The organism is Kitasatospora sp. NPDC051914 (assembly GCF_040680995.1).
Classification (GTDB): Bacteria; Actinomycetota; Actinomycetes; order Streptomycetales; family Streptomycetaceae; genus Kitasatospora.
Window position 1 is genome coordinate 1 of record NZ_JBFAXX010000011.1, and the last position, 26,311, is coordinate 26,311.

The following is a 26,311-nucleotide window of genomic DNA, read 5'->3' on the forward strand; positions in this document are numbered from 1 at the left end:
CATGTTGTCGTTTTTGGTGAGGGTTGTTATGAGTTGTGCTCTGCCGTTCGCACGGGTCCCCCCCCCCCCCCCCGGTACGCCGAGCGGGCGCCACCCCTGCACAGGGGTGCCGCCCTCTCGGCGTACTGCCGGCCCCGGCCGGGGCCGTTCGGTCACCAGGGCCCGTACGGGCCGATGTTCCGTCGGCCACCGCCGCGGCCGTCCGTGAGCTGCTTGATCGCAGGGCGCACGTCCACCACGTAGACGATCGCGGCGACCAGGCCGATCAGGGTCAGGAAGTTGCCCAGCACATTGGCGCCGAACAGCAGGTCCAGCCCGAGCGCCAGGCCGAGCACGATCAGCCAGAACCCCTTGGTCTTCTTGTCCGCGGCCCGGTAGGCGTCCTCACGGCGCACGGCTGCGTCGACGAAGGCGAACAGCTTGAAGCCGATGATCGCGACGGCCAACCACCAGAAGGGGTTGAGCACGTCGAAGAGCAGGATGTGGAACACTGCGGACTCCTCACTGCGGCCTCGGCTCCTCCGCCCATGGTGGCACGGCGGGCGGCCTGCGACGGGGACAACGATCCGAACCGCCCGGGCGTGCCCGGTACGGCCGACGGCACGGCGGCTCCGGCCGCCCCGTCAGTCGCGGACCGCCCTTACTTGCCGGAGCTCTTGCGGGCCCGGGTGCTCTTCTTGGCGGCGGGGGCCGGCTGCTCCGCCGCGTCGGCGGCCGGCTCGGCGGCCTCGTCCTGCGCGGGCTCGGCATCGAGGGCGACCTCGGTCACCTCGGCCTCGGCCACCACCTCGCCGGCGGGCTCGATGTCGCCGGCGCCGCCGCGGTTCTTGTCGACGACGGCCTTGCCGCGCACGGCCAGCTCGTCGTAGGCCTCCTTCGCCTTCACCGCGAACTCGGCGGCGCGGCCGACCTGCTGCAGGGCGAAGGTCTGAGCCTTCTCCTGGAGCTCCTTGAGGTCCTTCAGGTCGGTCGGCAGCGCGGTGACCGCCTCGCTGACCTTGCCCTGGGCCTCGACGATCAGGGCCTGCGCCTCCTGCAGCCGGGCGGCGGCCTTCTCCTGGGTGCCCTTGCGGTCGGCGGCGAGCGCCTCGACCCGGCCGGGCACTTCGCGCAGCTTCTCGTAGGCGAGGTCGCCCGCGCCGGCGAGGGCGTAGAGCGGGGTCGGGTCGCTGAGGGTCTTCTTGAGGTCTTCGGTGATCGGCATGGCCGGTCCTCCCGGGCGTTTCGGTGCGTGCGGTGGTCCCGTGCGGTCGGCGCCCGCAGTGCGGCGGCGCCCCGACGGTGCGTCAGTCTGTTGCGGCAGGAGCCCCGTCGGGAGCGGCGGCGCTCTCGCGGTTCTCCTTGAGGAAGGCGTCGTAGACGGAGAGCAGGGCCTGCTTCTGCCGTTCGTTGATCAGCGGGTCGGCGAGGATCGCGGCCCGCAGCCCCGGGCCCTCCTCCTGCCGCTCCTCGAGGATTCCGGCCTGCACGTAGAGCGTCTCGGCGGAGATCCGCAGCGCTTTGGCGATCTGTTGCAGGATCTCCGCGCTCGGCTTGCGCAGCCCGCGCTCGATCTGGCTGAGGTACGGGTTGGAAACCCCTGCGGCCTCGGCCAGCTGCCGCAGCGAGTACTGGGCGTTCCGCCGCTGCTCGCGGATGTACTCGCCGAGCGAGCCGACGTTCAGTGAGGCCATGCCACCAGCATGCACAGCCCTGCTTGCAATTGCAAGCACGCTGCTAACTCCTGCAATCGCGCCGCAATCAACAGGACTGAGCGCTCAGGCGACCGCCGGGGCGGGGTCCTCCAGGTTGGCGGCCATGGCGGCGAGCACCCGTACGGTCCCGGCGTACTGCTCGGAGGTCAGGCCGGCGAGGCTTGCGGCGCGCAGTCGGGCGACCCTGCCGTGGACCTCGCCGTGCAGGCGGCGGCCGTCGGCGGTGAGGGCGACCGCGCCCGCACCGGCGGGCTCGGCCCAGCCGCGCGGCAGCAGTCCGTCGGGGCCGTGCAGCAGGTCGTCGACACCGGCCGCGGCGTCGGGCCAGAACGGCGCGAGGGCCAGGGCGAGGTCGGCAGGTGTGCACGGGCCGGCGGCGAGGGTGTTGAGGGCCTGCCACTGGCGGCGGCGGACACCGAGGTCGGCCAGGGCCTCCTCGAAGCAGGCCTCGAGCAGGTTGTGCAGGTGCTTCAGCCAGTACCCGATGGGGCGGTCGGTCGGGTCGGCGGTTCCGGGCATGTCGGCGATTCCCCCAGATCCATGTAAAGTTACATGCAGTTGTCTCCCACTATGAACCTGGACGGCGATGGACCGCAACCGCGAACCCGACGAGGCACCGGCGGCAGCCCCGGACGTCGCCGACATCGCCCGCGCACTGGCGGCGATCCGCCGCAGCCAGTCCCGGCGGGCGCTCGCCCGGCTGGCCGAACGGCGCGCCGCCCCGCAGGCGCCGGACACTGCCGGGCCGACGGCCGCCGCCGCACAGGCGGCCGCCGCCACGCCGGCCGGCCCGCCCTCCGACGCGGTGGTGCTCCTGCTGGACGCCGTGGAGGAGTCCGCCGCCCCGACGGTCACCGAGGCGGCCGCCGCCCTGGGCGTGGACCAGCCGCGGGCCAGCCGCCTGGCCTCCCAGGCACTGGCGGCCGGGCTGCTGCGCCGCGAGGCGGACCAGGCGGACGGCCGCCGCTCGCTGCTGCGGCTCACCGCGGACGGCCGGGCCGTCCTGGACGGGGTGCACGCCTTCCGCCGCCTCGTGGTGGCCGAGGCCACCGCCGACTGGAGCGACGCCGACCGCGCCGCCTTCGCCCGCCTGCTGACCCGCTTCGTGGCCGACTTCGGCGCGGTCACCGGCACCGCCGACCGCCCGAAGCCCTGAGCCGCCGCGGCACAGGCGCCGGCCACACACGTCGGCCGCGCACACGCGTCGGCCACACACCCCGGCCTCGCAGTCGCCCGTCAGCGCCTGGCGGTGATCCCCAGGCGGCGGGCGAGTTCGGGCGCCAGCGGGTAGGGGCGCTCGGCGGGGAGCATCCGGACGGCCTGCGCGTTCCGTCCGGCCCGGATCAGCCCGGCGATCCGGTGCACCTGCGGGGTCAGGTCGGTGACGGAGACCGTCCAGTCGTCCACGAAGGCGCCGATCAGGGTCCGGCCCACGCCGACCTGGATGCTGTAGTGGTTGAGGGCGGCACCGGCGGCGGAGCGCTCCGGGTCCCACTGGACGTGCACGGCGGCACCGGCCAGGGCGGCCGGGTCGCCCGTGGTGAGGGCGGACTCGGCGAGCGCCCGCTCCCAGCCCTCGCGGGTGATCCGGACGGCCAGCACCCGCTCCTGGCCGGGCTTGCGGGCCCAGTTGCTGCGGTGCATCAGCCAGCGGAAGGACGGCTTGATCCAGGTCATCCGGCCGCGCGAGAAGGGGTCCACGAAGCGGCCGGCCGCCACTGCCGGGCCGGCGATCGCCGGTGCGTACGCCTGGTACACCACGATGGTGCGGTCGTCGTAGTCGGCCCGGATCTGGCGCAGCTCGGTCATCCGGCCACCCTGCCAGCCGCCCGGCCGGCCGCGCAGCGGGTTTTCCCGGGCCGACATGACGGCCGGTCGGATCGGTGCGGCCGGTCAGCCCCGGGCCGGAACGGCGCAGGACTCGGAGAAGCCCTGGCTGGTCAGTCCGAAGGCGCTGTTGATGCGGGAGCGGAAGTTCTCCAGCGAGACCATCGCGGTGAGTTCGACGAAGGCGGCCTCGCCGAGGCGGGCGATCAGGGCGGCCGCGAGCTCGTCGGGGACGGCGGGCTCGGTCTCGGTCATGGCCTCGGCGTACTCCATGACCTGGAGTTCGAGCTCGGTGAACTCCTCGGTGTGCTCGCGCCACTGCGGCACCAGGGCGATCTTGTCGAGCGGGAGGCCGAGCCCGTCGGCCTCCCAGTGGCCGAAGTCCATGCACCAGGAGCAGTTGATCCTGGCGGCGGTGGCCATCACGGCGAGGTGCTTGAGGCCGGGGTCGAGGGCGTTCCAGCGGGCGACGCCGCGTTCCATGCGGACGTAGGAGAGCAGCACCCGGCCGTTGTGGCCGAGGGCGAGGCCCGGTTCGAGGACCTTGCCGTACGTCCGCCGGGAGTACCAGGCGCCGATGCGGTTGAGCAGAGTGCGGGGCGGGGTGAGCGCGATGCGGGCCATGACCGGTTCCTCCTGGGTCGTTGCGGACTTCGGAGGGTGGACGGCGCAGGCCCCGGAAACGTGACATGCGCTGCCGGCGGGTTCAGCCGCGGCCGGTGAACCTCCGGTACGCGGGGGCGAGCAGCTCGGCGAGGTCGCGGCCGCGGACGGTGGTGCCGGACGGGCCGAGCGGGTCGAGTGCGGGGGCCGGCTGGCGGTCGGGGGTGTCGTCGGAGCGGAGGGTGAACTCACCCGCCCAGAAGGCGCGGTCGCGCTCGGCGGCCTCCGCGGCGGCGCTCGGCGGCAGCAGCCCGGCGGGGGTCTCGCCGGCGCGCTCGGCGGAACCGGGCTCGGTGGGGTGCTCGGCGGAGCTGCGTTCGGCGGTCATCGGCGTCAGCCTCCGGTCACGTCGGCGGAGAGGGTCAGCAGGTCGCGCAGGGCGTCGGTGGAGAGTTCGGTGAGCCACTGCTCGCCCTCGCCGACGACGGTGCCGGCCAGGGTGCGCTTGGCCTCGATCAGCTCGCCGATCCGCTCCTCGACGGTGCCGGTGCACACCAGCCGGCGCACCTGGACGCCCCGGCGCTGGCCGATCCGGTGGGCGCGGTCGGTGGCCTGGTCCTCGACGGCCGGGTTCCACCAGCGGTCGAGGTGGACGACCTGGTTGGCGGCGGTGAGGGTGAGCCCGGTGCCGCCGGCCCGCAGCGAGAGCAGGAACACCCCCGGCCCGTCGGGCTGTTGGAAGCGCTCGACGAGCCGCTCGCGTTCCGTCCGGGGCACCGCCCCGTGCAGGTGGAGGATTTCGGTGCCGAGCCGTTCGGCGAGGTAGGGGCGGAGCCGGGCGGTGAAGCCCGCGTACTGGCTGAAGACGAGGGTGCGGTCGCCGCCCGCCAGGGCCGCGGCGAGGATCTCCTCGAGGCGGTCGATCTTGCCGGAGCGGCCGGCCAGTTCTCCGCGGTCGTGGACGAGTTGGGCCGGGTGGTTGCAGACCTGCTTGAGCCGGCCGAGCGCGGACAGCACCGCGCCCTTGCGCTCGACGCCGCGGGCGCCCTCGACCCGCTGCAGCAGGTCGGCCACCACGGCCCGGTAGAGCCCGGCCTGTTCGGCGGTGAGGGCGCAGGGCACGGTGAACTCCTGCTTGGCGGGCAGGTCGATGGCGATCGCCGGGTCGCTCTTGACCCGGCGCAGCAGGAACGGCCCGGCGAGGCGGCGCAGCCGTTCGGCGGCGGCGGGGTTGGCGTTCTGCTCGACGGGGACGGCGAAGCGTTCGCGGAAGGACTCGGCGGTGCCGAAGAGGCCGGGGTTGGTGAAGTCGAGGACGGCGTGGAGTTCGGCGAGCCGGTTCTCCACGGGGGTGCCGGTGAGGGCGATGCGCGGCCCGGAGGGCAGCGCGCGCAGGGCGCGGGAGCGGTCGGCGGCGCTGTTCTTGACGGCCTGCGCCTCGTCGGCGACGATCCGCCGCCAGCGCACGGTGCGCAGGTCGGCGGCGTCGCGCCGGACGGTGTCGTAGGTGGTGACGACGAGGTCGGCGCGGGCCGCGGCGGCACGGGCGGCGCCGCGTTCGGCGCCGTGGTGGACGTGCACCCGCAGCCCGGGGGTGAAGCGGGCGGCCTCCTTCTGCCAGGTGCCGACCACGGAGGTCGGGCAGACCAGCAGGACGGGGCCGGTGGCGCCCTCGGCGTGTTCGCGGGCGAGCAGGGCGAGGGTCTGCACGGTCTTGCCGAGGCCCATGTCGTCGGCGAGGACGGCACCGAGGCCGAGCCGGCCGAGGGCGTGCAGCCAGGCGGTGCCGCGCCGCTGGTAGGGGCGGAGGTCGCCGTGGAATCCGGGCGGGTCGGTGTCGGCGGCGTCGGCGGGGCGGGTGCCGGCCCGGCCGGCCAGCAGGTCGCCGATCGGGCCGTCGGCGTGCACGGCGGTGACGGGGAGCCCGGCGATGCTCGCGGTGTCGTCGAGGGCGAGGCGGAGCAGGTCGGCGCGGTCCATGGTGCCGGTGGCGTGCCGGGTGAGGAAGGCGTGGGCGGCGCGGATCTGGGCGGGGTCGACCTCCGTCCAGCGGCCGCGCAGCCGGACGAGCCCTTGCTGGGCGGCGGCGAGTTCGGCGAGTTCGTCCTCGGTGAGGGCGGTGTCGCCGAGGGCGGCCTGCCAGCGGAAGGCGACGAGGTCGTCGCGGTCGATCCGGGCGGGCTGTTCGACGGCGCCGGGGGTGCCGGTGCGGGCGGCGAGGGTGAGGCCGAGTCCGGGCCGGCGCTGCCACCAGCTGGGCAGGTGGATGCCGAATCCGGCATCGGCGAGGGCGGGTGCGGCGTCCCGCAGGAAGGCGAGGGCGCCGGCCCGGTCGAGGGCGAGGCCGGTCGGCCGGATCTCCCGGGCGGTGCCACGCAGCGCCGGGTAGAGCAGGGCGGCGCGGTCGATCTCGGCGGCGAGGGCGGCCTCGGGGCGGCGGGTGGTGCGGGCGAGTGCGGCGTGGCCGGGGCCTTCCGTCCACAGCTCGGCGGCGGGGACGAGCAGCGACGGCCGGTCGGCGGCCTGGAGCAGCAGGTCGAGGCGCCAGTCGTCGTCATCGGGGCGGCCGTCGGGGTCGTCGTCGGCGGGGCCGAGCGGTTCGGCGAGGCGCAGGACGAGGCGGACGGCGGGGTCGGCCGGTGCCTTGGCGTGCCAGGCGGCGAGTCCCGCGGCGAGCGGGCCGAGGGTGTCGGGGGCGGTGTCGAGGCGGCCGTCGGGGGCGTGCAGGGCGGTCAGCCAGGGGTCTTTGCCGGGCGGGGGCGGCAGGTCGGCGAGGGCGGCCCTGGCCTCCAGGTCGGTGAGGGTGTCGAGGACGTCGGCGAGCAGGGTGTCGGCGCGGCGGCGGCCGCCCGCCGCGGCCGCGTCGGCGGCGAGGACGACCCGGGGGCAGCCGCGGGCGAGGGCGGCGGCCTCGGCGCGGTCCTCTCCGTCGGGTGCGGGCCGCCAGCAGGCGTACGGGGTGCCGTCCTGGTCGCGCAGTGCGGGCAGGACGCGGCCGCGGCCGACCATCCGCCAGGCGAGGTCGTGGACGGCGGTGAGCCAGCGCAGCGAGGCGCCGTAGGCGAGTTCGGTGGGCGGGCCGTCGTCGGGCTGGCAGTGCGCGCTCGCCCGGTGCGGGTCGAAGAGCGCACCGAGGAACTGGGCGGTGTGCGGGCCGGAGAGGACGAGGACGGGGACCCGCCAGGGAGTGGGTGCGGTGCCCTGCGACCGGGTGCCGACCGGCAGTTGGGGGGAGGGGGAGGGGGCGGCGCCGAGCGAGGGCAGGTGCAGGGTGGCCCAGCGTTCGGCGGCCCGGTCGGCGAGCCAGCCGGGGCCGGGGCCGAGTCCGGCGAGCAGCCGGGCGGTGCCGGCGGCCGGCAGGGCGAACGGGTGGGTGGCGGGCGCGGCGCCCCGGGCGGCCCCGGCGGCCCGGACGGGGCCGGGGTGCCGGTCGAGGTACGCGGCGGCGCTCTCGGCCCAGAGGGCGAGCCGGCCGCCGTCCTGCCAGAGCGCGTGCAGCGCGTCCATCGGGGCACCTTCCGTGGGCGGACGGTTCACCTTAACCGGGGCTGCCGACAGCACAGTCGAGGACAGTGGTTGTCCGCAAGGCTCGATAGCGTCGGTCGTACCGAAGCCGGAGAGCCCGGCAGCGGGACGACGAGAGGTGGCCGAGATGCCGACGCTGGTGAACGCGGAGACCGACGAGCGCGACGCCCTGCTGTCCTTCCTGGACGCGCAGCGCGGCGGGCTGCGCCGCGCGGTGCTCGGGCTGACCGAGGAGCAGGCGGCCGCCACGCCGACGGCGAGCAGCCTTTCGCTGGCGGTGCTGCTGCGGCACGCGGCGCGCACCGAGCGGTACTGGATCGTCGAGCAGCTGATGGGACGGGCCGAGGACGGCCCGAAGGACTGGGCGGAGGAGTACCGCCTGGGCGAGGGCGAGACGGTGGAGCACTGGCTGAAGGAGTTCGAGCGGGTGGCGGCGGAGACCGAGGAGATCGTCCGCTCGCTGCCGAGCCTGGATGTGGACTTCCCGCTGCCGCAGGCGCCGTGGTTCCCGCCGAACAGCCGGCGCACCGCGCGCTGGGTGCTGCTGCACCTGATCCAGGAGCAGGGCCGGCACGCCGGCCACGCGGACATCATCCGGGAGACGATCGACGGCCGGACGGCCTTCGAGCTGGTGGCACAGGCCGGCGCCTGATCGGCTCGGTACGGCCGGAGGGGTGGTTCCCGGAGGGATTCCGGGAACCACCCCGCACTGATGGTTGAACTTTGAACCAGATGGGGTTATGGTGGAGCCAACAAGTTGAAGCCTAAACAATCAGGCTTCGCAATCGAGGAGGAACCATGGGCATCTTCGGCCGCCGCAACGACACCACCGCCACCGTCGCCACCCCCGCCGCCGGTCCGGACCTGGGCCACCTCAGCGGCGACTGGGCCATCGACCCGTCCCACAGTCGCATCGGCTTCGCCGTCCGGCACGCGATGGTGACCAACGTCCGCGGCGAGTTCACCGAGTACGACGGCAGGCTGAGCCTGGACGGCAGCGACCCGTCCAAGTCCTCCGCCGAGCTGGTGATCAAGGTCGCGAGCGTCGACACCAACCAGGCCCAGCGCGACGAGCACCTGCGCACCGGGGACTTCTTCGCCGCCGAGACGTACCCGGAGATCCGCTTCCGCTCCACCTCCGCCGAGCGGATCGGCGAGGACACGTACCGGATGACCGGCGAGCTCACCATCAAGGACACCACCAAGCCGGTCGTCCTCGACCTCGACTACACCGGCCACGCCACCGACGTGTACGGCGCCGCCCGGGTCGGCTTCGAGGGCCGCACCACCGTCGACCGCACCGAGTGGGGCCTCACCTACAACGCCGCACTGGAGACCGGCGGCGTGCTGATCGGTGAGAAGGTCAAGCTCACCTTCGACATCTCCGCCGTCAAGGCCGCCTGACGGCACGACGGTTCGCTCCACCCGGCCACGCCCCCACCGCACCCGCGGCGGGGGCGCCGCCATGTCCGGGACGGCCTGCGTCGTCCACGCCGACACCCTCGCCGCGGACCGCCGACCCGCGGCTCCCGGCGGCGACCCGGCCGCACCGGCTCACCGGGACAGCAGGGCGGCGTCCTCGTCCGGCAGCCAGCTGCCCGGCGGCCGGCGCAGCCAGCCCTCGGGGCCGCCGAGCCGCGCGGCCGCGGCGAGCAACGCGGTGAGCCCGGGGTGCCGCAGCCCGGGCCGGTGGACGAGGCTCACCAGGCAGAGCGGCACCGGGTCGACCAGTGGCCGGGTGACGGTGCCGGGGATGTCGGGGCCGCCGACGGTGGTGAGCACGGGCTCGCGGTGCCGGGCGAGGTAGCGGGCGAGTTCGGCGGCACCGACCGGTGGGGCGTGCCCGTCCGCGGCCCGCAGGCCGTGCGCCTGCAGGAGGGCGAGCCCCAGGCCGGCCCACTCGGTGGTGGCCGGGTTGCCGACCAGGACGTCCACGGGGTGGCCGGCCAGGGCCGCCATCGGGACGGCGGGGCGCCCGGCCAGCGGGTGGTCCTCCGGCAGGAAGACCGCCACGGGCTCCAACCGGAGCGGCACCTGGACGAGCTGGGCCTGCACGGGGGCGGGCAGTCCGGCCCACCGGCCGAAGGACACGTCCAGCCGGTGGGCGAGCAACTCGTCCGCCGCGGCGGCGAGTCCGCCGTGGAAGCGGGCCAGCAGCTCCGCGTCCGGCAGGGCGGCGCGGGCTGCGGCGAGCAGCCGGTACTGCGTCAGGTCGCTGCCGTCCACCTCGTTGCCGAGGTCGACCAGCAGCGGCCTGGTCCGTGTCGAGGAGACGATCTCGTCGTGCAGTGCGAGCAGGCGGCGGACCTGCGGCAGCAGCGCCTCCCCCGCCGGGGAGAGCTGCACGCTGCGCGTGGTGCGGTGGAACAGCACCTCGCCCAACTGCTGCTCCAGTGCGCGGACATCGCGGCTGAGCGCCTGCTGGGCGACGTGCAGCCGGGCGGCGGCGCGGCCGAAGTGCAGGGTCTCGGCGGTCGCGACGAAGCCGCGCAGCAGGCGGGGGTGCAGGTCCTGGGGCATGGTCCCGGCAGCGTAGGCGCCGATGCGGCGATTGACAACGAGAATGCGTCGATCCGGCCGAACAGGTGTTGGACCGCGCACCGCGCGGGCGGCCAGGCTGGTGCCACCGCCAAAGCCTCCACCGGGAGTTCCGTGTTCGCCGCGTACCGACGCCTGCTCGCCCTGCCCGGGGCGCTCGCCTTCACCCTGGCCGGGCTGCTCGCCCGCCTCTCCGCCTCGATGGGCGGGGTGTCCGTCGTCGTGATGATCTCCGAGCGGCGCGGCTCGTACGCGCTGGCCGGTGCCGTCACCGCGTCCGGCCTGGTCACCCTGGCGATCGGGATGCCGCTGCTCGGACGGCTGGTGGACCGGTACGGGCAGGCCAGGGTCGCGGTGCCGGCCGTGCTCGCGGCCGGGGTGCCGATCACCGGCCTGCTGCTGTGTGTCCGCCTCGGCGCGCCGGACTGGACGCTGTTCCTCTGCTGGGCCGCGTCCTCGGTGGTGCCCAACCTGGGCGGCATGGTGCGGGCCCGGTGGGCACACCTGCTGCCCGGCGACGAGCGCCTGCACCTCGCCAACTCCCTGGAGCAGGCGCTGGACGAGCTGTGCTTCATGACCGGCCCGGTGCTGGCGGTGCTGCTCTGCGGTGCGCTCTTCCCGGAGGCCGGGCTGCTGGCCTCGGGCCTGTTCTGCGTGACCGGGGTGCTGCTGCTGGCCGTGCAGCGCGGCACCGAGCCGCCGCCGTCGCCGCGCGTCGACCCCACCGGGCCCGTCGGCCGGCGGGGGAAGGCCGTGCCGGCCGGGCTGTGGGTGCTGGTTCCGGTGTTCCTGTGCTCCGGGGTGGTGTTCGGCTCGATGGAGGTCACGACGATCGCCTGGACGGACGCCCACGGCGTGCGTCCGCTCGGCGGGCTGCTGCTCGGGCTGGTGGCGGCCGGGTCCTGCGTCTCGGGGCTCGCGTTCGGGCTGCTGCCGGTACGGCGCAGTCCTGTCGTGCGGCTGGTGGGCGGGGTGGCCGCAATGGCCGTACTGCTGCTGCTCCCCCTGGCCGTGGGCCTCTCGGGTGCCGGACCGGTGCTGCTGGCCCCGGCGCTGTTCCTGGCGGGTTCGGGCACCGCGCCGACCATGGTGAGCGGGATGACGCTGGTGCAGCAGCTGCTGCCGGCGGGCCGGTTGAACGAGGGGATGGCGGCCGCGGTCTCGGCGATCCTGGTCGGCATCTCGGCCGGCTCGGCGCTCGGCGGGGCGGTCGCCGAGCGGGCCGCCGCGGGCACCGGCTACCTGGTGCCGGCCGCCGCCGCGGCCACCGCCCTGCTGATCGCGGCCTCCGGTCTCCGCCTGCTGCGCGGCGGGCCGGCCGCGGCACCCGCCGCTGCGGGACATCCCGCCGGGGAGCCCGCCGAAATGGACGCGCCCGCTGTCGGTGCCGCGCGCTAACGTCGCACGCATGGGGGCGGAGATCACGTACGTACGCGGGGACGCGAGCGCGCCGCAGGGCGCGGGCACCAAGGTGATCGCGCACGTCTGCAACGACCTGGGCGGGTGGGGCAAGGGCTTCGTACTGGCGCTGTCCCGGCGCTGGCCGGAGCCGGAGGCCGCGTACCGGGCCTGGCACCGCGGGCGGGCGAAGAACGACTTCGGGCTCGGTGCGGTGCAGCTGGTGCAGGTGGGCCCGTACCTGTGGGTGGCCAACATCGTCGGCCAGCGCGGCATCCGGACGGGCCGCTCCACCGGTGTGCCGGTGCGCTACGAGGCGATCGACACCGGGCTGGCGGCGCTGGCCGGGCACGCCCTGCGGCTGGGCGCGTCGGTGCACATGCCGCGGATCGGCTGCGGGCTGGCCGGCGGGAAGTGGGAGCGGGTCGAGCCGCTGGTCCGCGCCCGGCTGTCCGAACGCGGCGTGGCGGTTACCGTCTACGACCGGTGAGGCGGCCAGCTGTACTCGTACTCGTCGAGTTCGTGGCCACCGGGGAAGATCCCGGTCAGCTCGGCGGTGCGCACACCGCCCTCGCGCTCGTAGAAGGCGACGGCGCGGTGGTTGGCGCGCAGCACCTCCAGGCGGAGTTCGGCGGGTGCGGCCCGTTCGAGTGCGGCGCGCAGCAGCAGGCTGCCGATGCCGCCCCCGGTGCGGCCCGGGCGGACGTGCAGGTTGTCCAGCAGGACGCGGCCGTCCGGCTCGGGCACGAGGTAGGCGAAGCCGAGCAGGTCGCCGCCGGGGTCCTCGGCGAGCAGCAGGTCGGGGGTGTTCCCGGGGCCGCCGTAGTCGACGGTGAGCCGCAGGGACCAGATCTCCCGCCGCTGGGCGGGCAGACCGTCGCCGAGCGCCTCGTCCGGGACGAGCCCCCGGTAGGCCGTCCGCCGGCTGTCGGCGTGCAGGGCGGCGACGGCGTCCGCGTCGGCGGGCCCCCCGGCCCGGACGGTGATCTCTGCGGTCATGGCCCGAGCCTGCCACAGCCGCACCGGCCACCGGCCGCCGGGCCGCCTCGGGGATCCATCCCGCCACTTGAACATGTCCACTGCCGCCTCTAGAGTCTCCACAGGTTTTGAACGCGTTCAAAACCAAGCGCGGGCCGTACCGGGTACGGAGGGGGGATCCGGTACGGACCCGCACGGCCCCCGGCCGCACCGGCAGGGACGGGAGGCCGCCCGGGCCCGGCTAGGCTCAGGGCCGTGGACGAGCAGAAGGGCAGCACCCGCGGCATGGACGACAGCGCCCAGGACCAGGCCCTCGGGGCGGAGCTCCCCGGCGGCCGGGCGCGCCCCAAGACCGGCAAGAGCGAGCAGACCCGCGCCCTGATCCTCGAGACCGCGATGCGCCTCTTCCAGGAGCGCGGCTACGAGAAGACCACCATGCGCGCCATCGCCGCCGAGGCCGGGATCTCGGTCGGGAACACCTACTACTACTTCGCGTCGAAGGAATTCCTGATCCAGGGTTTCTACGACGGCATGACGGTCGAGCACGCACGGGACGCCACCGAGAAGCTGCACGGCCACACCGAGTTCGCCGACCGCCTGTACATCGCGCTGGGCTCCTGGCTGGACTGTGCGGCGCCGTACCACGAGTTCGCCGCCCAGTTCTTCCGCACGGCCGCCGACCCGAACAGCTCGCTCAGCCCGTTCGCCAACGAGTCGCACCGGGCCAGGGCCACCGCCGTCGGCCTCTTCCGGGACGTCCTCACCGGCTCCGACATCGCGCCCAAGCTCGACCCGGAGCTCCGCGAGCTGCTGCCGGACCTGCTCTGGCTGCACCTGATGATCATCGTGCTGTACTGGGTCTTCGACCACACCCCCGACCAGGAGCGGACCCGCGAGTTCGTCCGCCGGTCCACCCCCATGGTCGCCAAGGTGGTCGTGCTCTCCCGCTACCGGGTGTTCCGCCCGCTGGTGCGGGACGTCAAGGGCCTCATCCAGGACTTCATCCTGCCGACCATCGGCCGCACCGCGACCTGACGGCGGCAACCCGCCCCGAGCCGAAGGGCCCGCCGGCGTCGAAAGGGAGGAGCGAGGGAGCGCAGCGACGGAGCGACGACCGTCGGCGCCGGGTCAAGAGGGCCCGGAGGCGAGCGGGCGACGATCAGCGCGACGACCGTCGGCGCCGGGTCAAGAGGGCCCGGAGGCGAGCGGGCGACAATGCGGCTCAGAAGATGTCCGGGTTCCAGGCCTGGACCGCGGTGCGCAGCAGCAGGTCGGCGCGGTCCGCCGCGCCCGGGGTGAGCTCGGCCACCAGGCCCGCCGCGGCCAGCCGCACCGCGGACTCCGTCCCGAGGTACAGCGAGGCGAGTGCCGGGGCGTCCAGGGCGAGGTCGGCGGGGTCCTCCGTCGGGGTGCAGCGGCCGGTGCCGTCGGCCGCGGTCTCCAGTGCCCACCGGCCGGCCGCGTAGCCGCCCGGGTCGGTGACGTCCAGGACGAGCCGCCCGGGCGCCCGGTAGCTGCGGGCGGCGAAGGCGGCGGGCACGTCCAGCAGCCGCAGCCAGAGGAAGTCGGAGCTGTCCTTGGCCGGGACGGCCGCGCGCGGGTCGGTGAGCAGCAGCGGCAGCGGGTCGTCCGGGCCGATGTTGCCGACCGCCACGGTGCGCACCCAGTCGACCGAGAGGGCGAGCCGCCACAGCGCGAGGGCGGCCTCCCGGTCCATGGCGAGGAAGTCGACGACGGTGAGGGTGCAGTCCGGGTTGTTGGCCACCCAGGTGTCGTCGACGGTGTAGCTGATCAGGCCGGTGACGGTGCCCTCGGCGTCGCGGTGCAGGGCGGTGAACGGCTCCCGCCAGTCGAAGCCCGGCAGGGTCGCCTCGCCGGTGCGCAGCTGCCACCAGACCGGGTTGCGGCCGATCGCGCCGGGCTGGGTGCGCCGCCAGCGCTCGTGCAGCTCGGCGCCGTACTTGCGGGCCTCCGCCATGGTGACGAAGTCGGTGCGGCCGGTGCCGGCCGGCAGGTCGTCGCGGAGCCGGCCGCGGTTGACGTCGACCGTCCAGGACTGGTTGCGGGTGGCGGGGCCGAAGCCGTACCGGCCGTAGATCGGGTACTCGGCGGCGATCAGGATGGCCGCGGCGGCGCCGCGCTCCCGGGCGGCGGCGAGGTCCCGGGCCATCATGCGGGAGAGCAGGCCGCGGCGGCGGTGCGTGGAGTTCACGGTGACGGCGGTGATCGCGTCCACCGGCAGCAGGGCGCCGCCGGGCACCGTCAGCTCGGTGTCGAAGCTGCGGAAGGTGGCGACGCAGCGGCCCGGGTCGTACGGGTCGAAGGCGCCGAGGAAGCGGCCGGGCCGGAAGCTGAGGCGGCGGAACTCGGTGCCCTCGTCGAGGTGCGGGCGCAGGAAGCCGCGGGCGACGGCGCGGTCCCACAGCGGGAGCTCGTCCGCGGTGACGGCACGGATCTCGATGCCGTCCTGCCCGGCCTGGCGCCCCTCTGCCGGTCCGTCGGTGTGCCTGTCGGTGGGTCGGCCGTCCCCGGCCGCTGCGTCGGTGCCCATTCGGTCACCGTACGACCGGTCCGCGGGCCCGGCATCCGAATTTCCCGCACCCCGGGGCGGGCGGTGCGGCGCGGAGCGCGCCGGGCGCTGTCACGTTCCGGGGCGCTGTCCCGTCCGTCTGGTGGAGCGCCGCGCAGGAGCCGGTGCCGCCGCAACGGAGGGAGCAGGACGATGAGGGTTCTCCTGGCAGGAGCGAGCGGGGTGCTCGGGCAGCGGACGGCCCGGGAGCTGGCCGCGGCCGGGCACGAGGTCGCCGGGCTCGGCCGCGGTCCGGCGAACGCGCTCCGGGCGGACCTGCTGGACCGCGAGGCGGTGCTGCGCGCGGTCGACGGGCAGTCCTTCGACGCGGTGGTGCACGCCGCGACCGCCCTGCAGGGCAGGTCGATGATGCGGCACCGGGACATGGACGGCACCGATGCGCTGCGCACCACCGGCACCGTCAACCTGCTGAAGGCCGCCCGGGCCGTCGGCGCCCGGCGGATCGTCCTGGAGACGATGATGTTCGGCTACGGGTACGGCGACCACGGCGACCGGCCGCTGGAGGAGGACCGCGTCGCGTACGGCCCGCGGGTGCCCGACCTCCGGGAGCGGGCCCACGTGGACGCCGTGCGCGCCAAGGAGGACCTCGCCTTCGCCGCCGACGGTCTGGAGGCGGTCAGCCTGCGCTTCGGCCTGCTCTACGGCTCGGGCGTCACCGAGACCACCGTGCTGCCGCTGCTGCGCCGCCGGGCGCTGCCGGTCACCCCGGACCACGGCCGGAAGCTGTCCTGGGTGGACGTGGACGACGCCGCCCGGGCGCTGGTCCTCGGGCTGGAGCGCGGCCGCAACGGCCGGGCGTACAACATCGCCGACGGCCTGCCGCTCGGGTTCGGCGCCCACGTCCGGGCGGTCGCCGAGGCCTTCGGTGCTCCGCGGCCGATGAGCGTGCCGCGCTGGCTGTTCCGGCCGGCGCCGCTGGCGGCGGCCATGCTGGCCACCAACCTGCGGCTGTCGGCCGAACGGGCCCGCCGCGAACTCGGCTGGGAGCCGAGCACGGACGCCCCGCACCGGATCACCGAACTCGCCGCACGCACCCCGGTGGCGGCGTAGGCAAGCCGCTCACGGGTCAGTTCGGGCGGCGGGGTTGGGGGTGCGGGAGGCGGGGGTGGCGGTACGGGGTGTGCTGTTCCGGGGTCTCCGACGGGGCCGGGCGGGCGGCGTACACCCGCTGGCGGCCGGCCCGGACGGTGCGGCGGCGGGCGTGTGCCAGGGCCTGCCGTTCCGGGTCGGGTGCGGCGGCCACGGGGTGGGCGGCCGTGGCGCCGGCCTGCCGGGCGGCGAGGGCGGCGGCCCGGCGGTCGGCGAGCCGGGCCGAGCGGCGGGCGAGCCTGCGGGCGTGCTGGGCGTCCAGGTGGGCGGTGGCGCGGGCGGCCATCCGCTCGGCGACCCGGTGGGTGGCGGTGTGGTGCGCGGGCACCTTGTCGGGGGCGCCGGCGATCAGGTCGAAGAGCCAGGTGCGGGCGAGGTCGGCGCGGGCGTGCAGCAGCCGTTCGCGGCGGACGGCCCGCTGCATGCGGCGCGGCCGCCCGGTGTACCGCCAGCGCGCCCACGGACTGCCGGGGCGGGCCAGCCGGACGGCGCCGACCCAGGCCAGGCCGGGCACCATGATGCCGAGCAGGCCGGTCCACAGCTTGCCCTTGATCAGGGCGACGACCGAGACCAGGGCGTTCACCGAGATCACCGCGACCAGGCCCCAGCGACCCTCCCCCGTCGGAGAGGACTGGCCCGGGACGACGCCGAGCGGCACGTAGCCGGTGAGCAGCAGTGCGGTGCCGAGCAGGACCAGGACGACGGCGTCCACCGACTTGCGGCCCTGTTCGCTCCAGTAGACGTCGTCCAGGTGCAGGATCAACGCGAACTCGTCGAGCACCAGGCCGCAGCCGATGCCGAAGCAGAGGCCGAACCAGTCGATCCAGGGGTGGCCGCCGTTGGTGGCGAACACGCCGATCCCGCCGACCAGCAGGAAGCCCAGGCCGAACACCATGTGGTGGATGTGCAGCCCGCCGGGGGTGATGTTGCCCGGCCACCAGCGCACCTGGGCGCGGATCATCCGCACGCTGAAGCGGATGCCGACGAACGCCACGATGAACCCGACGAGCAGCAGGAAGAGCGGCTGCTTGTGCGCATCGACGATGTGTTCGCGGTAGCCGTCCAGCAGGTCGTTGATCACGGGTGGTGCCTTCGTTCTCGGTGGTGCTCCGGGGCGTCGACGGGCCAACGACCGGTCAGAAGCCCCGGGTGCGCTTGGCCGCCCGGCGGGGGACGAGCAGATGGGGCGCGAGCGGGTCGGTCGCGCCGGGGGTCTTGAGGAAGAGTCGGGCCACCTCGCCTCCCAGGTTGACGCCGATCGCGAGGGCCATGGCCAGGGCGGCGGCCCGGGTGACGGAGACCAGGCCGGCGCTGGCGTGCCCCTGGGCGAAGGCCAGCATGCCGAGGTACATCGCCGATCCGGGCATCAGCGGGCCGATCGCCGCGGTGACGTACGGCAGTGCGGAGGTGCGCCGGTAGCGGGCCGTCAGCTGGCCGAACAGGCCGACCAGGCCCGCCGCCAGGCCGGTCGCGGCGATCGGCGAGACCCCGGCGTTCACCAGCACGCCGTAGGTGGACCAGCCGATGCCGCTCATCACGACCGCCATCGGCAGGGTGCGGCGGTCGGTCTGCAGCAGCACCGCGAACGCCAGGGCGAGCACCATGGCGGCGAGCAGCTGGATCGGCGGGTCGACGGTGCCGCCGATGGATTCGTCCGGCCGCAGCTTGGCGTTGTAGTTGACGCCCAGGTAGAGCACCGACATCACGCCGATGACGATGCCGGCGATCAGGTAGAGCACCTCCAGCAGGCGGGCGGCGGCGGTGATGTAGAAGCCGGTGAGGCCGTCCTGGACGGCGGCGACCATCGCCCGGCCGGGCAGCAGGGCGAACAGGCCGCCGGTGATCACCACCGAGCCGCGCAGGTGCAGGTCGTTGAAGGACAGCACGATGCCGATCAGTGCGGCCGGTGTCGCGGCGACCACGAACTGGTAGAACTCCGGCAGTCCGCGCCGGGCGACCAGCGAGGCGAGCCGGTCGCCGACCACGGCGGCCAGGAACGCGCCCGCGAAGACCAGCCAGGCCTTGCCGTCGATCCGGCCGCCGACCAGGAAGGTGGCCGCGCCCGCCAGCAGGCCGGTGGCCAGGGCCAGCAGCCAGACCGGGTACGGGTGGCGGTTGCGGCGGATCACCGCGAGCCGGCGGTAGGCGTCGTTGACCGGGATCCTCTCGGCGGTGATGTCCGCGACCAGCCGGTGGACGGCCGCGAGCCGGGTGTAGTCGGAGGTCCGGCGCCGAACGGTGCGGGCCGCGCTGACCGGCGGGTCGATCAGAGACGGGTGGTACGAGATGGAGATCAGGGTGAAGGTGACCTGCGGCTCGCAGTGGTCCAGCCGGTAGGCGTGCGCGATGCCCAGCATGGCGGCCTCGACGTCCTCGGCGGCCTCGCCGCTGGCCAGCAGCAGCTCGCCGATCCGCAGTGTGAGGTCGAGCACCCGCGGCACGTGCCGGGCGGCGGAGGGGTGCAGGTCGCGCGGGGTCCGCTCGAACGCGGGCCGCTCGGTCATCGGGGTGCGCAGCAGGGTGCGCATCCGGTCCGGCCAGGGCGCCGCCCCGGGGGCGCCCTCCTGCAGCTCGGAGAGGTCGATGCCGGCGGCCGGGGTGTAGCCGGCGACGCGCCAGTCGTCGGGGGTGAGGGTGTCCTCGGGGCCCTTGCCGGCCGTGGCGGGGGTCAGCAGGCCCTCGGTGGGCGGGGGCGGCGGGGCGAGCGGCACCGCGGTCCCCCGCGGGCGGGCGGGCGCGTCGGGGCCGAGCAGTCCCTCGGTGGGCGGCGCGGTCCTGCGCGCTGCGGCGGGCGTCTCCGGGGTGCGGGCCGCGGGCGCCACCGCGGGTGCGGCCCGCCGGCCGCCCCTGGACTTCTTGCCGCCGCCCGGCCGACCCCGCTTCGGCACGTCCGCCACTCCTCGCCGCCCCTGGTGGCCGCGCCGGCCACGCTCCGATCCTGCGCCCCACCTTGCCCGATCGAACGCGCGGACGCACATGTCCGCAGCGGCGGACCGGACGGCCGCCGCACACCGGACGGGACACCGGACCGGACATTCGCGGACATACCGCCCGCAGTGCGGCTCCCGGCCCGCGGGCCGGGAGCCGCGCCCCGGTCAGAGCCCGTAGCGGCGGACGATGTCCTCGTGCCGGGCGGTGTCGGCGCCCGCCGCCGCGGCCAGGTCGAGCCAGCTCAGCGGGTGCTCCCAGTCGCCCGTCAGGCGCTGCAGCAGGGCGTCCGCCTCGGCGGTGGAGGCGGTCGGCGGCACACCGAGCGCGGCGTAGATGCCCGGCAGGACGCCGTCCTCGTCGGCCGGGTCGGTGATCTCGTACTGCTCGCCGCTGTACGCCCACAGCCCGTACCCCTCGGCCTCCAGGGCCTCGCGCAGCGCCCACCAGGCGTCCCCGTCGGGCCGGGCGCCGTCCAGCCAGTACGTGGTGTAGCCGGCCGGGTCGAGCAGGGCGAGCTGGGCGAAGACCGGCCGCCAGCCGTCCCGCTCGTCCTCGTCGGGGCGCTCGTTGAGCACGGCCGGGCCGAACACCACCACGTCGCGGTGGTTGAGCGGGACGTCGTCGCCGAGCACCGGCAGGATCCGTGCGGTGGCCGGGCCGGTGCGCACGGCGGGCAGGTCGACGCTCGCCCCGTTGCTGCGGGTGGCGCGGACGGTGACCATCTGCCACTCCTCGTCCACCGGGCCCTCGTCGGTGTCGAACTCGATGCCGATCAGGGCGCCGGCGCTGCGGACGGCGGCCCAGTCCCGGTTGGCGGTCGCCGCGGTGATCAGGTGCCACAGGTCGGGCTCCTGGACGGCGCGGTGCTCCTCCTCGCCGGCCTCGTCGGCGGGCACCGCGTGCTCCAGCAGCTCCTGGTAGAGCCGCTGGGCGCGCGCGTGGTCACCGAGGCGGGTGGCGGCGGCGGCCGCGAGGCGGCGGGTGTTCAGGGCGTCCGGCTCGTGGGCGAGGACGGCGTCGCAGTGCTCGCCGACCTCCTCCCAGCGGCCCTCGGCCGCGGCCCAGCGGGCCCGGAGCCAGTACGCGTCGGAGGGGCTGGCGGTCATCAGGCGCTCGGCGAGCCGCCGGATGCCGTCCGCGTCCTCGGCGTCGATCAGCACCTGGCCGAGCATGCCGGCCAGGTTCTCGTCGGACGGGTCCTCCTCCAGGCGGGCCCAGAGCAGGTCGGCGGCGGCCCGCGGGTGGCCGAGGGCGTCCAGCGCCCGCGCGGTCTGCAGGGCCAGCTCCGCGGCGGCCTCCGGGGACTCGGCGCTCGCGGCGGCGAAGTGGTCCAGCGCCTCCTCGAAGGTGACCTGGCGGGTGCCGAGCCACTCCGGCAGGTCCGCCGCGGCCACCGGCACCTCGGGCAGCGGCAGCGCCTCCGCGGCGGCCCGCAGTTCGGCGAGCCGGTCGGCGACGCCGTCGGTGCGGCGCAGCTGCCCGAGCTTGCGCTCGCCGGTCGCGGCGAGGGTGAGCGCGACCGTCCGGGCGCCGCGGGCGACAGCCAGCCGGCCGACGATCAGCAGCAGGTCCAGGCAGGGGCGGTGCGAGCCCGCGGTGTCCAGGTAGCCCACCCAGCGGGCGAGCCGGGCGCCGAGCGCGGCATCGTTGGCGAGTTCGCCGTGCGGCAGTGCGCCCGCCCCGGCCAGCGTCTCCACGGCGGTCGCCCAGCGGTGCCGGATGTCGGGGAAGCGGTCGGCCTCGTCGGCGTCCGGCAGCAGCTTGAGCGCCTCCTCGCTGCGGCCGAGGGCGGCGAGCGCCACGGCCCGGCCGGCGGCCAGCTTGCGGCGGTCGTCGTCGTCGAGTTCGTGGCGGGCGGAGTAGGCCCGCTCGGCGGTGTCGTACGCGTCGAGGGCGTCCTGGGGGCGGCCGAGCCGGACGAGGGCACCCGCCCTGCCGTGCCCGAAGGCCAGCGAGACCTGCTCGCCGGCCGCCTGGATGCGGGCCTGGGCGCGGTCGAGGTGGGCCAGGGCGTCCTCGCCGCGGCCGTCGTCCTCCAGGGTGTCGGCGTACTCGCGGGACAGGCAGTCGAAGCAGGCGCGGGCCGGGTCGACCCGCTCCAGCGTCTCCTCCAGCACGGCGAGCCGCTCGGGCACGTAGCCGGGGCCGTCGATGTTGGCGTGGCAGATGGTGAAGTCCTGGACGGCGCAGACCGACTGGGGGCAGGAGGCGGTCTCCTCGCGGTGCGCGAACTCCAGCAGGTCGACGGCCTCGGCCATCGCGGCCTCGCCCTGGTGGCGCTTGTTCAGCAGGTTCTGCATCCGCCAGTGCCGCAGGAAGACCTCGACCCAGGGCAGGCCGAGCGCCCGGGCGGAGGCCAGCGCCTCCGGGTACATGGCGTCGAGCTGCTCGTTGCGGCCCTCCACGGCGTGCCCGGCGATCTCCACCAGGGCGGTGGCGAGCCGGTGGTGGCCCGCCTCGGACAGCTGCTCGTGGGTGTCCCGCACCCAGGCCCAGATGTCGGTGGTCATACGGTGAACTCCTCCACGAACGAAAGCCGATGGTGCGCCCTCAGGGGCGCCGGTGGTGCACCCTCAGGGGCGCGGAGGGGTACCTCCCGGCCGAAGGCTGGGAGAGGACTGCACGGTCCGGGAGTGGCTGCCCGTACAGGCATCGGCCGCCCGGTCCGCGCAGTGACCCGCATCCGAATTGCGCAGTTCCCCGCGCCCCTACCGGTACGTCGCCCTACGCCCAGGTGAGGGCGGCGACCGCGGTGCCTATGCCGGTGAGGGCTGCGGTGAGGTCGCCGTTGGCGGAGCCGCCCGCGGCGGCCATGATCACCTTGAGCGAGCGGAGCAGCCCGGCGGCGGTGGCGCTGCCCGTGTGCCCCGCCCGGTAGGCGGTGAGCAGGTCCTGGACGGCCGGCGAGGCGAGGTTGAGGTAGAGCCTGGCCTTGACGGTGCCGTCGGTGCGGGCGGTGAAGGCCCGGGCGAGCCGCAGGGCCGCGGAGGGTATCCGGGCGTCGGCCTGGTCGTCCTCGATGCGGGCCTTGAGTTCGGCCTCGCGGTCGGGCACGAGGACGAGCGGCAGCCCCGGCGGGTCGAAGCGGGCGGGCACCAGCTGTTCGCCCTCGTCGGCGAGGGCGGCGGCGAGCCAGGCGGTCTCCTCGGCGGGCAGCGGTTCGGCGGGGTCGCGGAAGAGTTCGCGGTTGCCGCTCTCGCTGCCGAGTTCGACGATCCGGCAGTCCTTGAGCTGGGCGTAGCGCCGTAGGAAAGGCAGCACCGCGTACCGGTCGCCGCGGGCGATGGGCACCTGCATGGCGCGGTAGAGCATCTCCTCGAAGCCGCCGCTGCTGCCGAGGGCGACGTGCAGGGCGCCGCGGCCGGCGGCGCGCAGTGCGCCGGCGGTGAGGTCGCCCTGGGAGGTGGGGACGGGGACGTCGTCGGCGAGCAGGGTGAAGAGGCGGTCGTCGCAGAGGGCGGCGCCGAGCAGGTCCTGGCCGTGCCGGGCGAGGATGCGGCGCCAGGCGGCGGGGTGGAGCCGGGCGGTCTCGTAGAGGCCGTCGACGACGGCGTCGGCGAGGGCCTTCTGGAGGGCGCGGTAGTGCTCGTCGCGCTGGAGGTCCTCGCGGCTGGCGGTGGGGGTGAGCCGGCTGGACTCGACGACGCCGCCGATGAATCCGGCCCAGCTGGGCAGCAGGTCGCGGGCGTCGTCGGCGAGCAGCATGCCGCGCAGGTAGACGGCGAGGTCGCGGTTGTCGGTGGAGCCGTAGGTGCCGCCGTCCTGGACCCAGAGCAGGCCGACGGCGTCGGTGGTGTCGTCGGCGGGGCTGACGGGGAAGGCGGTGAGCGGTTCGAAGCGGCGGCCGAAGGCGGAGGCGAACTGCATCCGGGCGGTGTGCAGGTCGCCGTCCACGCTCTGCCGCCAGGGCACCGGGACGTCGTTGACGGGGCGTTCGTCCTCGCCGACGTACACGGGGATGGGCAGCAGCACGCAGTAGCGGCCGAGGACCTCGCGCAGGGCGTCCTCGTCGGCGAGGTGGCTGTGCTCGGGCTTGAGGCGGAGTTCGACGGCGGTGCCGGGGGCGGGCCGCGGGTCGACCGGGTCGACGCCGTACTGCTCGCCGCCGCGGCTGCGGTAGCGGTGGCCGAGCCGGGGTTCGCGGTGCGAGGTCGTGGTGACGGTGACCTCTTCGGCGACGGAGAAGGCGGAGAGGAAGCCGAGTCCGAAGGCGCCGATGAGGTCCTGGTTGCCGGTCAGGTCGCGCAGCATCCGGGTGTAGCCGGTGCCGACGGTGGCGAGGTAGGCGTGGATCTCGGGCTCGGTGAGGCCGGCGCCGGTGTCCTCGATGACGACGGTGCGCCGCGCGGCGTCACCGCGGACGCGGATGAGCGGCGCGTCGGCGCACTCCGGGTCCTCGAGGCGGCGGCGGGTGTGCGAGTCGTGGGCGTTCTGGACGAGTTCGCGCAGGGCGACCAGCGGGGTGGAGTACAGATGGGTGGCGAGAACGCTCACCAGCCCGCCGAGGTCGACCTCGGTCGTACGCAGATTGTCGGCGGGCGGCAGACCTTGGGACATGAGGTCGGATTCTGCCAGTACGACTATCCGCCGACCAGCTCTTTTCGTCAGCTCGCCGCGGACTCGGTGGCACGGTGGCCGGGGAGGCCGAGCACGGCGCGGGCGGCGGGCGCCAGCAGGGCGTCGGCGGCCGGTCCTGCGCCGCCGGGCCGGTGCCGCACCCCGTCGTTGACCAGGGCGAACATCGCATGGATGCGGATCCTGGCCTCGGCGGTGTCGTAGTCGGGCCGCACCTGCTGGAGCAGTCCGACCCAGACCCGCAGGAAGTCCCGGCGGAAGTCGACGGCGGCCCGGCGGTCGGACGGGTCGAGCCGCTCGGTCTCGCTGAGCATGACCCCCAGGTAGTGGCTGTGGCGCCGGGCGAAGGCGAGGTAGGCGCGCAGGCCGGACTCCAGTGCGCCGGCCGGCCCGCCGCCCGCGGCGAGCGCGCCCTCGACCTCGTGCCGGAGCCGCTCGCGGCTGCGGACCATGGCGGCGGCGAGCAGGTCGGCCTTGGCGGCGAAGTGCTTGTAGACGCTGGGCCCGGAGATGCCGACGGCGGCACCGATCCGGTCGGTGGAGACGTTGTCGAAGCCCCGCTCGTGGAACAGCCGGGCGGCGGCCCGGAGCAGTTCCTCGCGGCGCGACTCGCCGCCGGCGGGCAGCGGCGGTGCGGGGGCCGGGGCGGGTGGTGCGGGCTCCGGTTCCACCGCGAGCAGCTCCGCGCCGATCCGCCGCAGCAGCTCCTCGAACCACCGCCGGGGCGGCGCGAAGGTGTGGTACGAGAGGCTGCCGTAGCCGGAGAGCAGCGCCCAGCAGAGGAACTCGGCCTGCCCATCGGCGAGTTCTGGGCGGGCGGCGGCCACCGTGCGGGCCATCCGGCGGACGTCCGAGCGCAGCCGGCGGCGCAGCGCGGCGCGTTGGGCGGGTGGCAGCAGCCGGGCGTCGCGCTGCCAGAGGGTGCCGAGGGTGCGGTGGTCGACCGCGGCCGCGGCGAGCGCGGCGCAGAGTTCCGCGGGCCCGCCGGAGCCGGCCCGTACGGCGGCGTGCAGGGCGTCCAGGTCGGCGGTGACGGCGCACAGCAGCAGTTCCGGCTTGCTGCGGAAGTGCCGGTAGAGGGCGGGGGCGGTGATGCCCACTTCGGCGGCGAGTTCGGCCATGGAGACCCGGTGGTAGCCGCGCCGGTGGAACTGTCCGGCCGCGGCGGCCAGGATCTGCGCCTTGCGTCCGGGCGGCCTGCGCACCACACGCCCGCCCGCGGCCGGCCCGCGCTCCGCTGCCACCTGCACTCCTCCGCCCGTCCGGTGATCGCCGACAGGGTAGCAAGCATTCACTTATCTGTCCGTGACCTGCGAAACAGAGGCGCGGGAGTGCTGGACACCCATGGCTACCGGCGATTAACTTGTCTGGCGATCAGCGCCGAACGAAGGGAGCTCAGCCGTGCGCCGGACGGTGTTCAACGAGGACCACGAGGCGTTCCGGGCGACCATCCGGGACTTCATCGCCAAGGAGGTCGTCCCGGTCTACGAGAGCTGGGAGGCGGCCGGCCACCCGCCGCGCGACTTCTACCGCAAGCTCGGCGCGCTCGGCGTGTACGGCATCGAGGTGCCGGAGGAGTACGGCGGCGCCGGCGAGAGCGGCTTCAAGTACCAGGCGGTCGTCACCGAGGAGGTCGCCCGCGCGGGCGTCAGCTTCGGCTCGTCCGGGGTGCACACCGGCCTGGTGCTGCCCTACCTGCTGGAGTACGCCAACGAGGAGCAGAAGCAGCGCTGGCTGCCCGGCTTCGTCTCCGGCGACATCATGACGGCGATCGCGATGACCGAGCCGGGCGCGGGTTCCGACCTGGCGGGCATCGCCACCACGGCGAAGCTCTCCGAGGACGGCACCCACTACGTCCTCAACGGCGCCAAGACCTTCATCACCGGCGGCGTCCTCGCGGACCTCGTCCTGGTGGTGGCCCGCACCGCCCCGTACGACCCGGCGAACCGCCGGGCCGGCCTCTCGATCCTGTGCGTGGACACCACGTCCGAGGGCTACGCGGTCGGCCGGAAGCTGCAGAAGATCGGCCTGCGCACCTCGGACACCGCCGAACTCTCCTTCACCGACGTCAAGGTGCCGGTCGAGGACCTGCTGGGCGAGGAGGGCAAGGCCTTCACCTACCTCACCCACAACCTGGTGCAGGAGCGCCTGGCGATCGCCGTCGGCGCGTACGCCGCCGCGGCCGCCGCGGTGCGCTTCGCGGTGCAGTACGTGAAGGACCGCAAGGTCTTCGGCCAGGCGGTCGCCGAGTTCCAGAACACCAAGTTCACGCTCGCCGACTGCGAGGCCCAGGTGGTGGCCCAGCAGTCGATGGTGGACCGTGCCCTGGAGCTCTACCAGAACGGCGAACTGACGGTCGCGGACGCCGCGGCGGCCAAGCTGTTCTGCACCGAGTCGGCCTCCCAGGTGATCGACAGGTGCCTGCAGCTGCACGGCGGCTACGGCTACATCCTGGAGTACCCCATCGCCCGCCTCTACACCGACAACCGGGTGTTCCGGATCTACGGCGGCACCAGCGAGGTCATGAAGACCATCATCGCCAAGTCGCTCGGCCTGTAGGGCG

Annotated in this window: 24 protein-coding genes; 8 read left to right on the forward strand and 16 right to left on the reverse strand. The window is 75.0% G+C overall.

The features are described 5' to 3' along the window. Positions 1–152: 152 nt before the first annotated feature. From AB0M03_RS09670 to AB0M03_RS09685, 4 genes are all read right to left on the reverse strand, one after another. Positions 153–491, reverse strand: coding sequence for a DUF2516 family protein (locus AB0M03_RS09670; protein ID WP_363490298.1), 339 nt, complete (start codon positions 489–491; stop codon positions 153–155). Between the two features lie 149 nt (positions 492–640). Beyond that, positions 641–1,204, reverse strand: a complete 564-nt coding sequence (locus AB0M03_RS09675) for a hypothetical protein (RefSeq protein WP_363490300.1) — start codon at positions 1,202–1,204, stop codon at positions 641–643. An 82-nt stretch (positions 1,205–1,286) separates the two neighbouring features. Further along, positions 1,287–1,673 carry a helix-turn-helix transcriptional regulator gene (locus AB0M03_RS09680; protein ID WP_363490302.1) on the reverse strand — a complete coding sequence of 129 codons (387 nt, stop codon included), beginning with the start codon at positions 1,671–1,673 and terminating at the stop codon, positions 1,287–1,289. Positions 1,674–1,757: 84 nt separating this feature from the next. Next, a complete protein-coding gene (locus AB0M03_RS09685; protein WP_363490304.1) occupies positions 1,758–2,213 on the reverse strand; it encodes a MarR family transcriptional regulator in 456 nt (151 codons plus the stop codon). 67 nt (positions 2,214–2,280) lie between these two features. On the opposite strand from AB0M03_RS09685, the gene AB0M03_RS09690 reads away from it, so the two are divergent. Further along, a complete protein-coding gene (locus tag AB0M03_RS09690) occupies positions 2,281–2,850 on the forward strand; it encodes a MarR family winged helix-turn-helix transcriptional regulator (RefSeq protein ID WP_363490306.1) in 570 nt (189 codons plus the stop codon). Between the two features lie 80 nt (positions 2,851–2,930). On the opposite strand, the gene AB0M03_RS09695 is transcribed toward AB0M03_RS09690, so the two are convergent. From AB0M03_RS09695 to AB0M03_RS09710, 4 genes are all read right to left on the reverse strand, one after another. Continuing rightward, a complete protein-coding gene (locus AB0M03_RS09695) occupies positions 2,931–3,503 on the reverse strand; it encodes a DUF4291 domain-containing protein (RefSeq protein WP_363490308.1) in 573 nt (190 codons plus the stop codon). A gap of 84 nt (positions 3,504–3,587) precedes the next feature. Beyond that, positions 3,588–4,145: a carboxymuconolactone decarboxylase family protein gene (locus AB0M03_RS09700; protein ID WP_363490310.1), complete on the reverse strand. Its 558-nt coding sequence runs from the start codon at positions 4,143–4,145 to the stop codon at positions 3,588–3,590. A gap of 82 nt (positions 4,146–4,227) precedes the next feature. After that, a complete protein-coding gene (locus AB0M03_RS09705; protein ID WP_363490312.1) occupies positions 4,228–4,512 on the reverse strand; it encodes a hypothetical protein in 285 nt (94 codons plus the stop codon). 5 nt (positions 4,513–4,517) lie between these two features. Further along, entirely contained in the window at positions 4,518–7,631 is a 3,114-nt protein-coding gene (locus AB0M03_RS09710) for a DEAD/DEAH box helicase (protein WP_363490314.1), read from the reverse strand. Between the two features lie 145 nt (positions 7,632–7,776). Here AB0M03_RS09710 and AB0M03_RS09715 point away from each other — a divergent pair, with 145 nt between their 5' ends. Continuing rightward, positions 7,777–8,301 carry a DinB family protein gene (locus AB0M03_RS09715; protein WP_363490316.1) on the forward strand — a complete coding sequence of 175 codons (525 nt, stop codon included), beginning with the start codon at positions 7,777–7,779 and terminating at the stop codon, positions 8,299–8,301. Positions 8,302–8,447: 146 nt separating this feature from the next. Then, positions 8,448–9,053, forward strand: a complete 606-nt coding sequence (locus AB0M03_RS09720) for a YceI family protein (RefSeq protein ID WP_363490318.1) — start codon at positions 8,448–8,450, stop codon at positions 9,051–9,053. 150 nt (positions 9,054–9,203) lie between these two features. Here the strand turns inward: AB0M03_RS09720 and AB0M03_RS09725 are convergent, their stop codons facing one another. Further along, positions 9,204–10,169 (reverse strand): LysR family transcriptional regulator, encoded by a 966-nt coding sequence (locus AB0M03_RS09725; protein ID WP_363490320.1) that lies wholly within the window; start codon positions 10,167–10,169, stop codon positions 9,204–9,206. A gap of 132 nt (positions 10,170–10,301) precedes the next feature. Here AB0M03_RS09725 and AB0M03_RS09730 point away from each other — a divergent pair, with 132 nt between their 5' ends. Together AB0M03_RS09730 and AB0M03_RS09735 are read left to right on the forward strand one after the other, a co-directional pair. Further along, entirely contained in the window at positions 10,302–11,585 is a 1,284-nt protein-coding gene (locus AB0M03_RS09730; RefSeq protein ID WP_363490322.1) for an MFS transporter, read from the forward strand. A 10-nt stretch (positions 11,586–11,595) separates the two neighbouring features. Further along, on the forward strand, positions 11,596–12,075 hold the full coding sequence (locus AB0M03_RS09735) for a macro domain-containing protein (protein WP_363490324.1): 480 nt from the start codon (positions 11,596–11,598) through the stop codon (positions 12,073–12,075). On the opposite strand, the gene AB0M03_RS09740 is transcribed toward AB0M03_RS09735, so the two are convergent. After that, positions 12,063–12,584 (reverse strand): GNAT family N-acetyltransferase, encoded by a 522-nt coding sequence (locus tag AB0M03_RS09740; protein WP_363490326.1) that lies wholly within the window; start codon positions 12,582–12,584, stop codon positions 12,063–12,065. The genes AB0M03_RS09735 and AB0M03_RS09740 overlap by 13 nt on opposite strands. Positions 12,585–12,818: 234 nt before the next feature. Between AB0M03_RS09740 and AB0M03_RS09745 the strand changes: the two genes are divergently transcribed. Next, positions 12,819–13,598 carry a TetR family transcriptional regulator gene (locus AB0M03_RS09745; protein ID WP_363490328.1) on the forward strand — a complete coding sequence of 260 codons (780 nt, stop codon included), beginning with the start codon at positions 12,819–12,821 and terminating at the stop codon, positions 13,596–13,598. A gap of 187 nt (positions 13,599–13,785) precedes the next feature. Here the strand turns inward: AB0M03_RS09745 and AB0M03_RS09750 are convergent, their stop codons facing one another. Further along, positions 13,786–15,114, reverse strand: a complete 1,329-nt coding sequence (locus AB0M03_RS09750; protein WP_363490330.1) for a GNAT family N-acetyltransferase — start codon at positions 15,112–15,114, stop codon at positions 13,786–13,788. A 171-nt stretch (positions 15,115–15,285) separates the two neighbouring features. Here AB0M03_RS09750 and AB0M03_RS09755 point away from each other — a divergent pair, with 171 nt between their 5' ends. Further along, positions 15,286–16,203 carry an NAD(P)-dependent oxidoreductase gene (locus tag AB0M03_RS09755; protein ID WP_363490332.1) on the forward strand — a complete coding sequence of 306 codons (918 nt, stop codon included), beginning with the start codon at positions 15,286–15,288 and terminating at the stop codon, positions 16,201–16,203. A 16-nt stretch (positions 16,204–16,219) separates the two neighbouring features. Here the strand turns inward: AB0M03_RS09755 and AB0M03_RS09760 are convergent, their stop codons facing one another. The 5 genes from AB0M03_RS09760 to AB0M03_RS09780 all read right to left on the reverse strand — a co-directional run bounded on the left by AB0M03_RS09760 (position 16,220) and on the right by AB0M03_RS09780 (position 24,992). Then, complete coding sequence (locus tag AB0M03_RS09760; RefSeq protein WP_363490334.1) at positions 16,220–17,323, reverse strand: hypothetical protein; 1,104 nt, start codon at positions 17,321–17,323, stop codon at positions 16,220–16,222. A 55-nt stretch (positions 17,324–17,378) separates the two neighbouring features. Continuing rightward, a complete protein-coding gene (locus AB0M03_RS09765) occupies positions 17,379–19,130 on the reverse strand; it encodes a threonine/serine exporter family protein (protein WP_363490336.1) in 1,752 nt (583 codons plus the stop codon). Positions 19,131–19,337: 207 nt separating this feature from the next. Continuing rightward, positions 19,338–21,683: a hypothetical protein gene (locus AB0M03_RS09770; RefSeq protein WP_363490338.1), complete on the reverse strand. Its 2,346-nt coding sequence runs from the start codon at positions 21,681–21,683 to the stop codon at positions 19,338–19,340. A gap of 214 nt (positions 21,684–21,897) precedes the next feature. After that, positions 21,898–23,730 (reverse strand): ATP-binding protein, encoded by a 1,833-nt coding sequence (locus AB0M03_RS09775; RefSeq protein ID WP_363490340.1) that lies wholly within the window; start codon positions 23,728–23,730, stop codon positions 21,898–21,900. Between the two features lie 47 nt (positions 23,731–23,777). Continuing rightward, on the reverse strand, positions 23,778–24,992 hold the full coding sequence (locus AB0M03_RS09780; protein ID WP_363490342.1) for a helix-turn-helix domain-containing protein: 1,215 nt from the start codon (positions 24,990–24,992) through the stop codon (positions 23,778–23,780). A 157-nt stretch (positions 24,993–25,149) separates the two neighbouring features. Between AB0M03_RS09780 and AB0M03_RS09785 the strand changes: the two genes are divergently transcribed. Next, the gene (locus AB0M03_RS09785; protein WP_363490344.1) at positions 25,150–26,307 is read left to right on the forward strand and encodes an acyl-CoA dehydrogenase family protein; all 1,158 of its coding nucleotides are present in this window, start codon (positions 25,150–25,152) and stop codon (positions 26,305–26,307) included. The last annotated feature ends 4 nt before the right edge of the window (positions 26,308–26,311 follow it).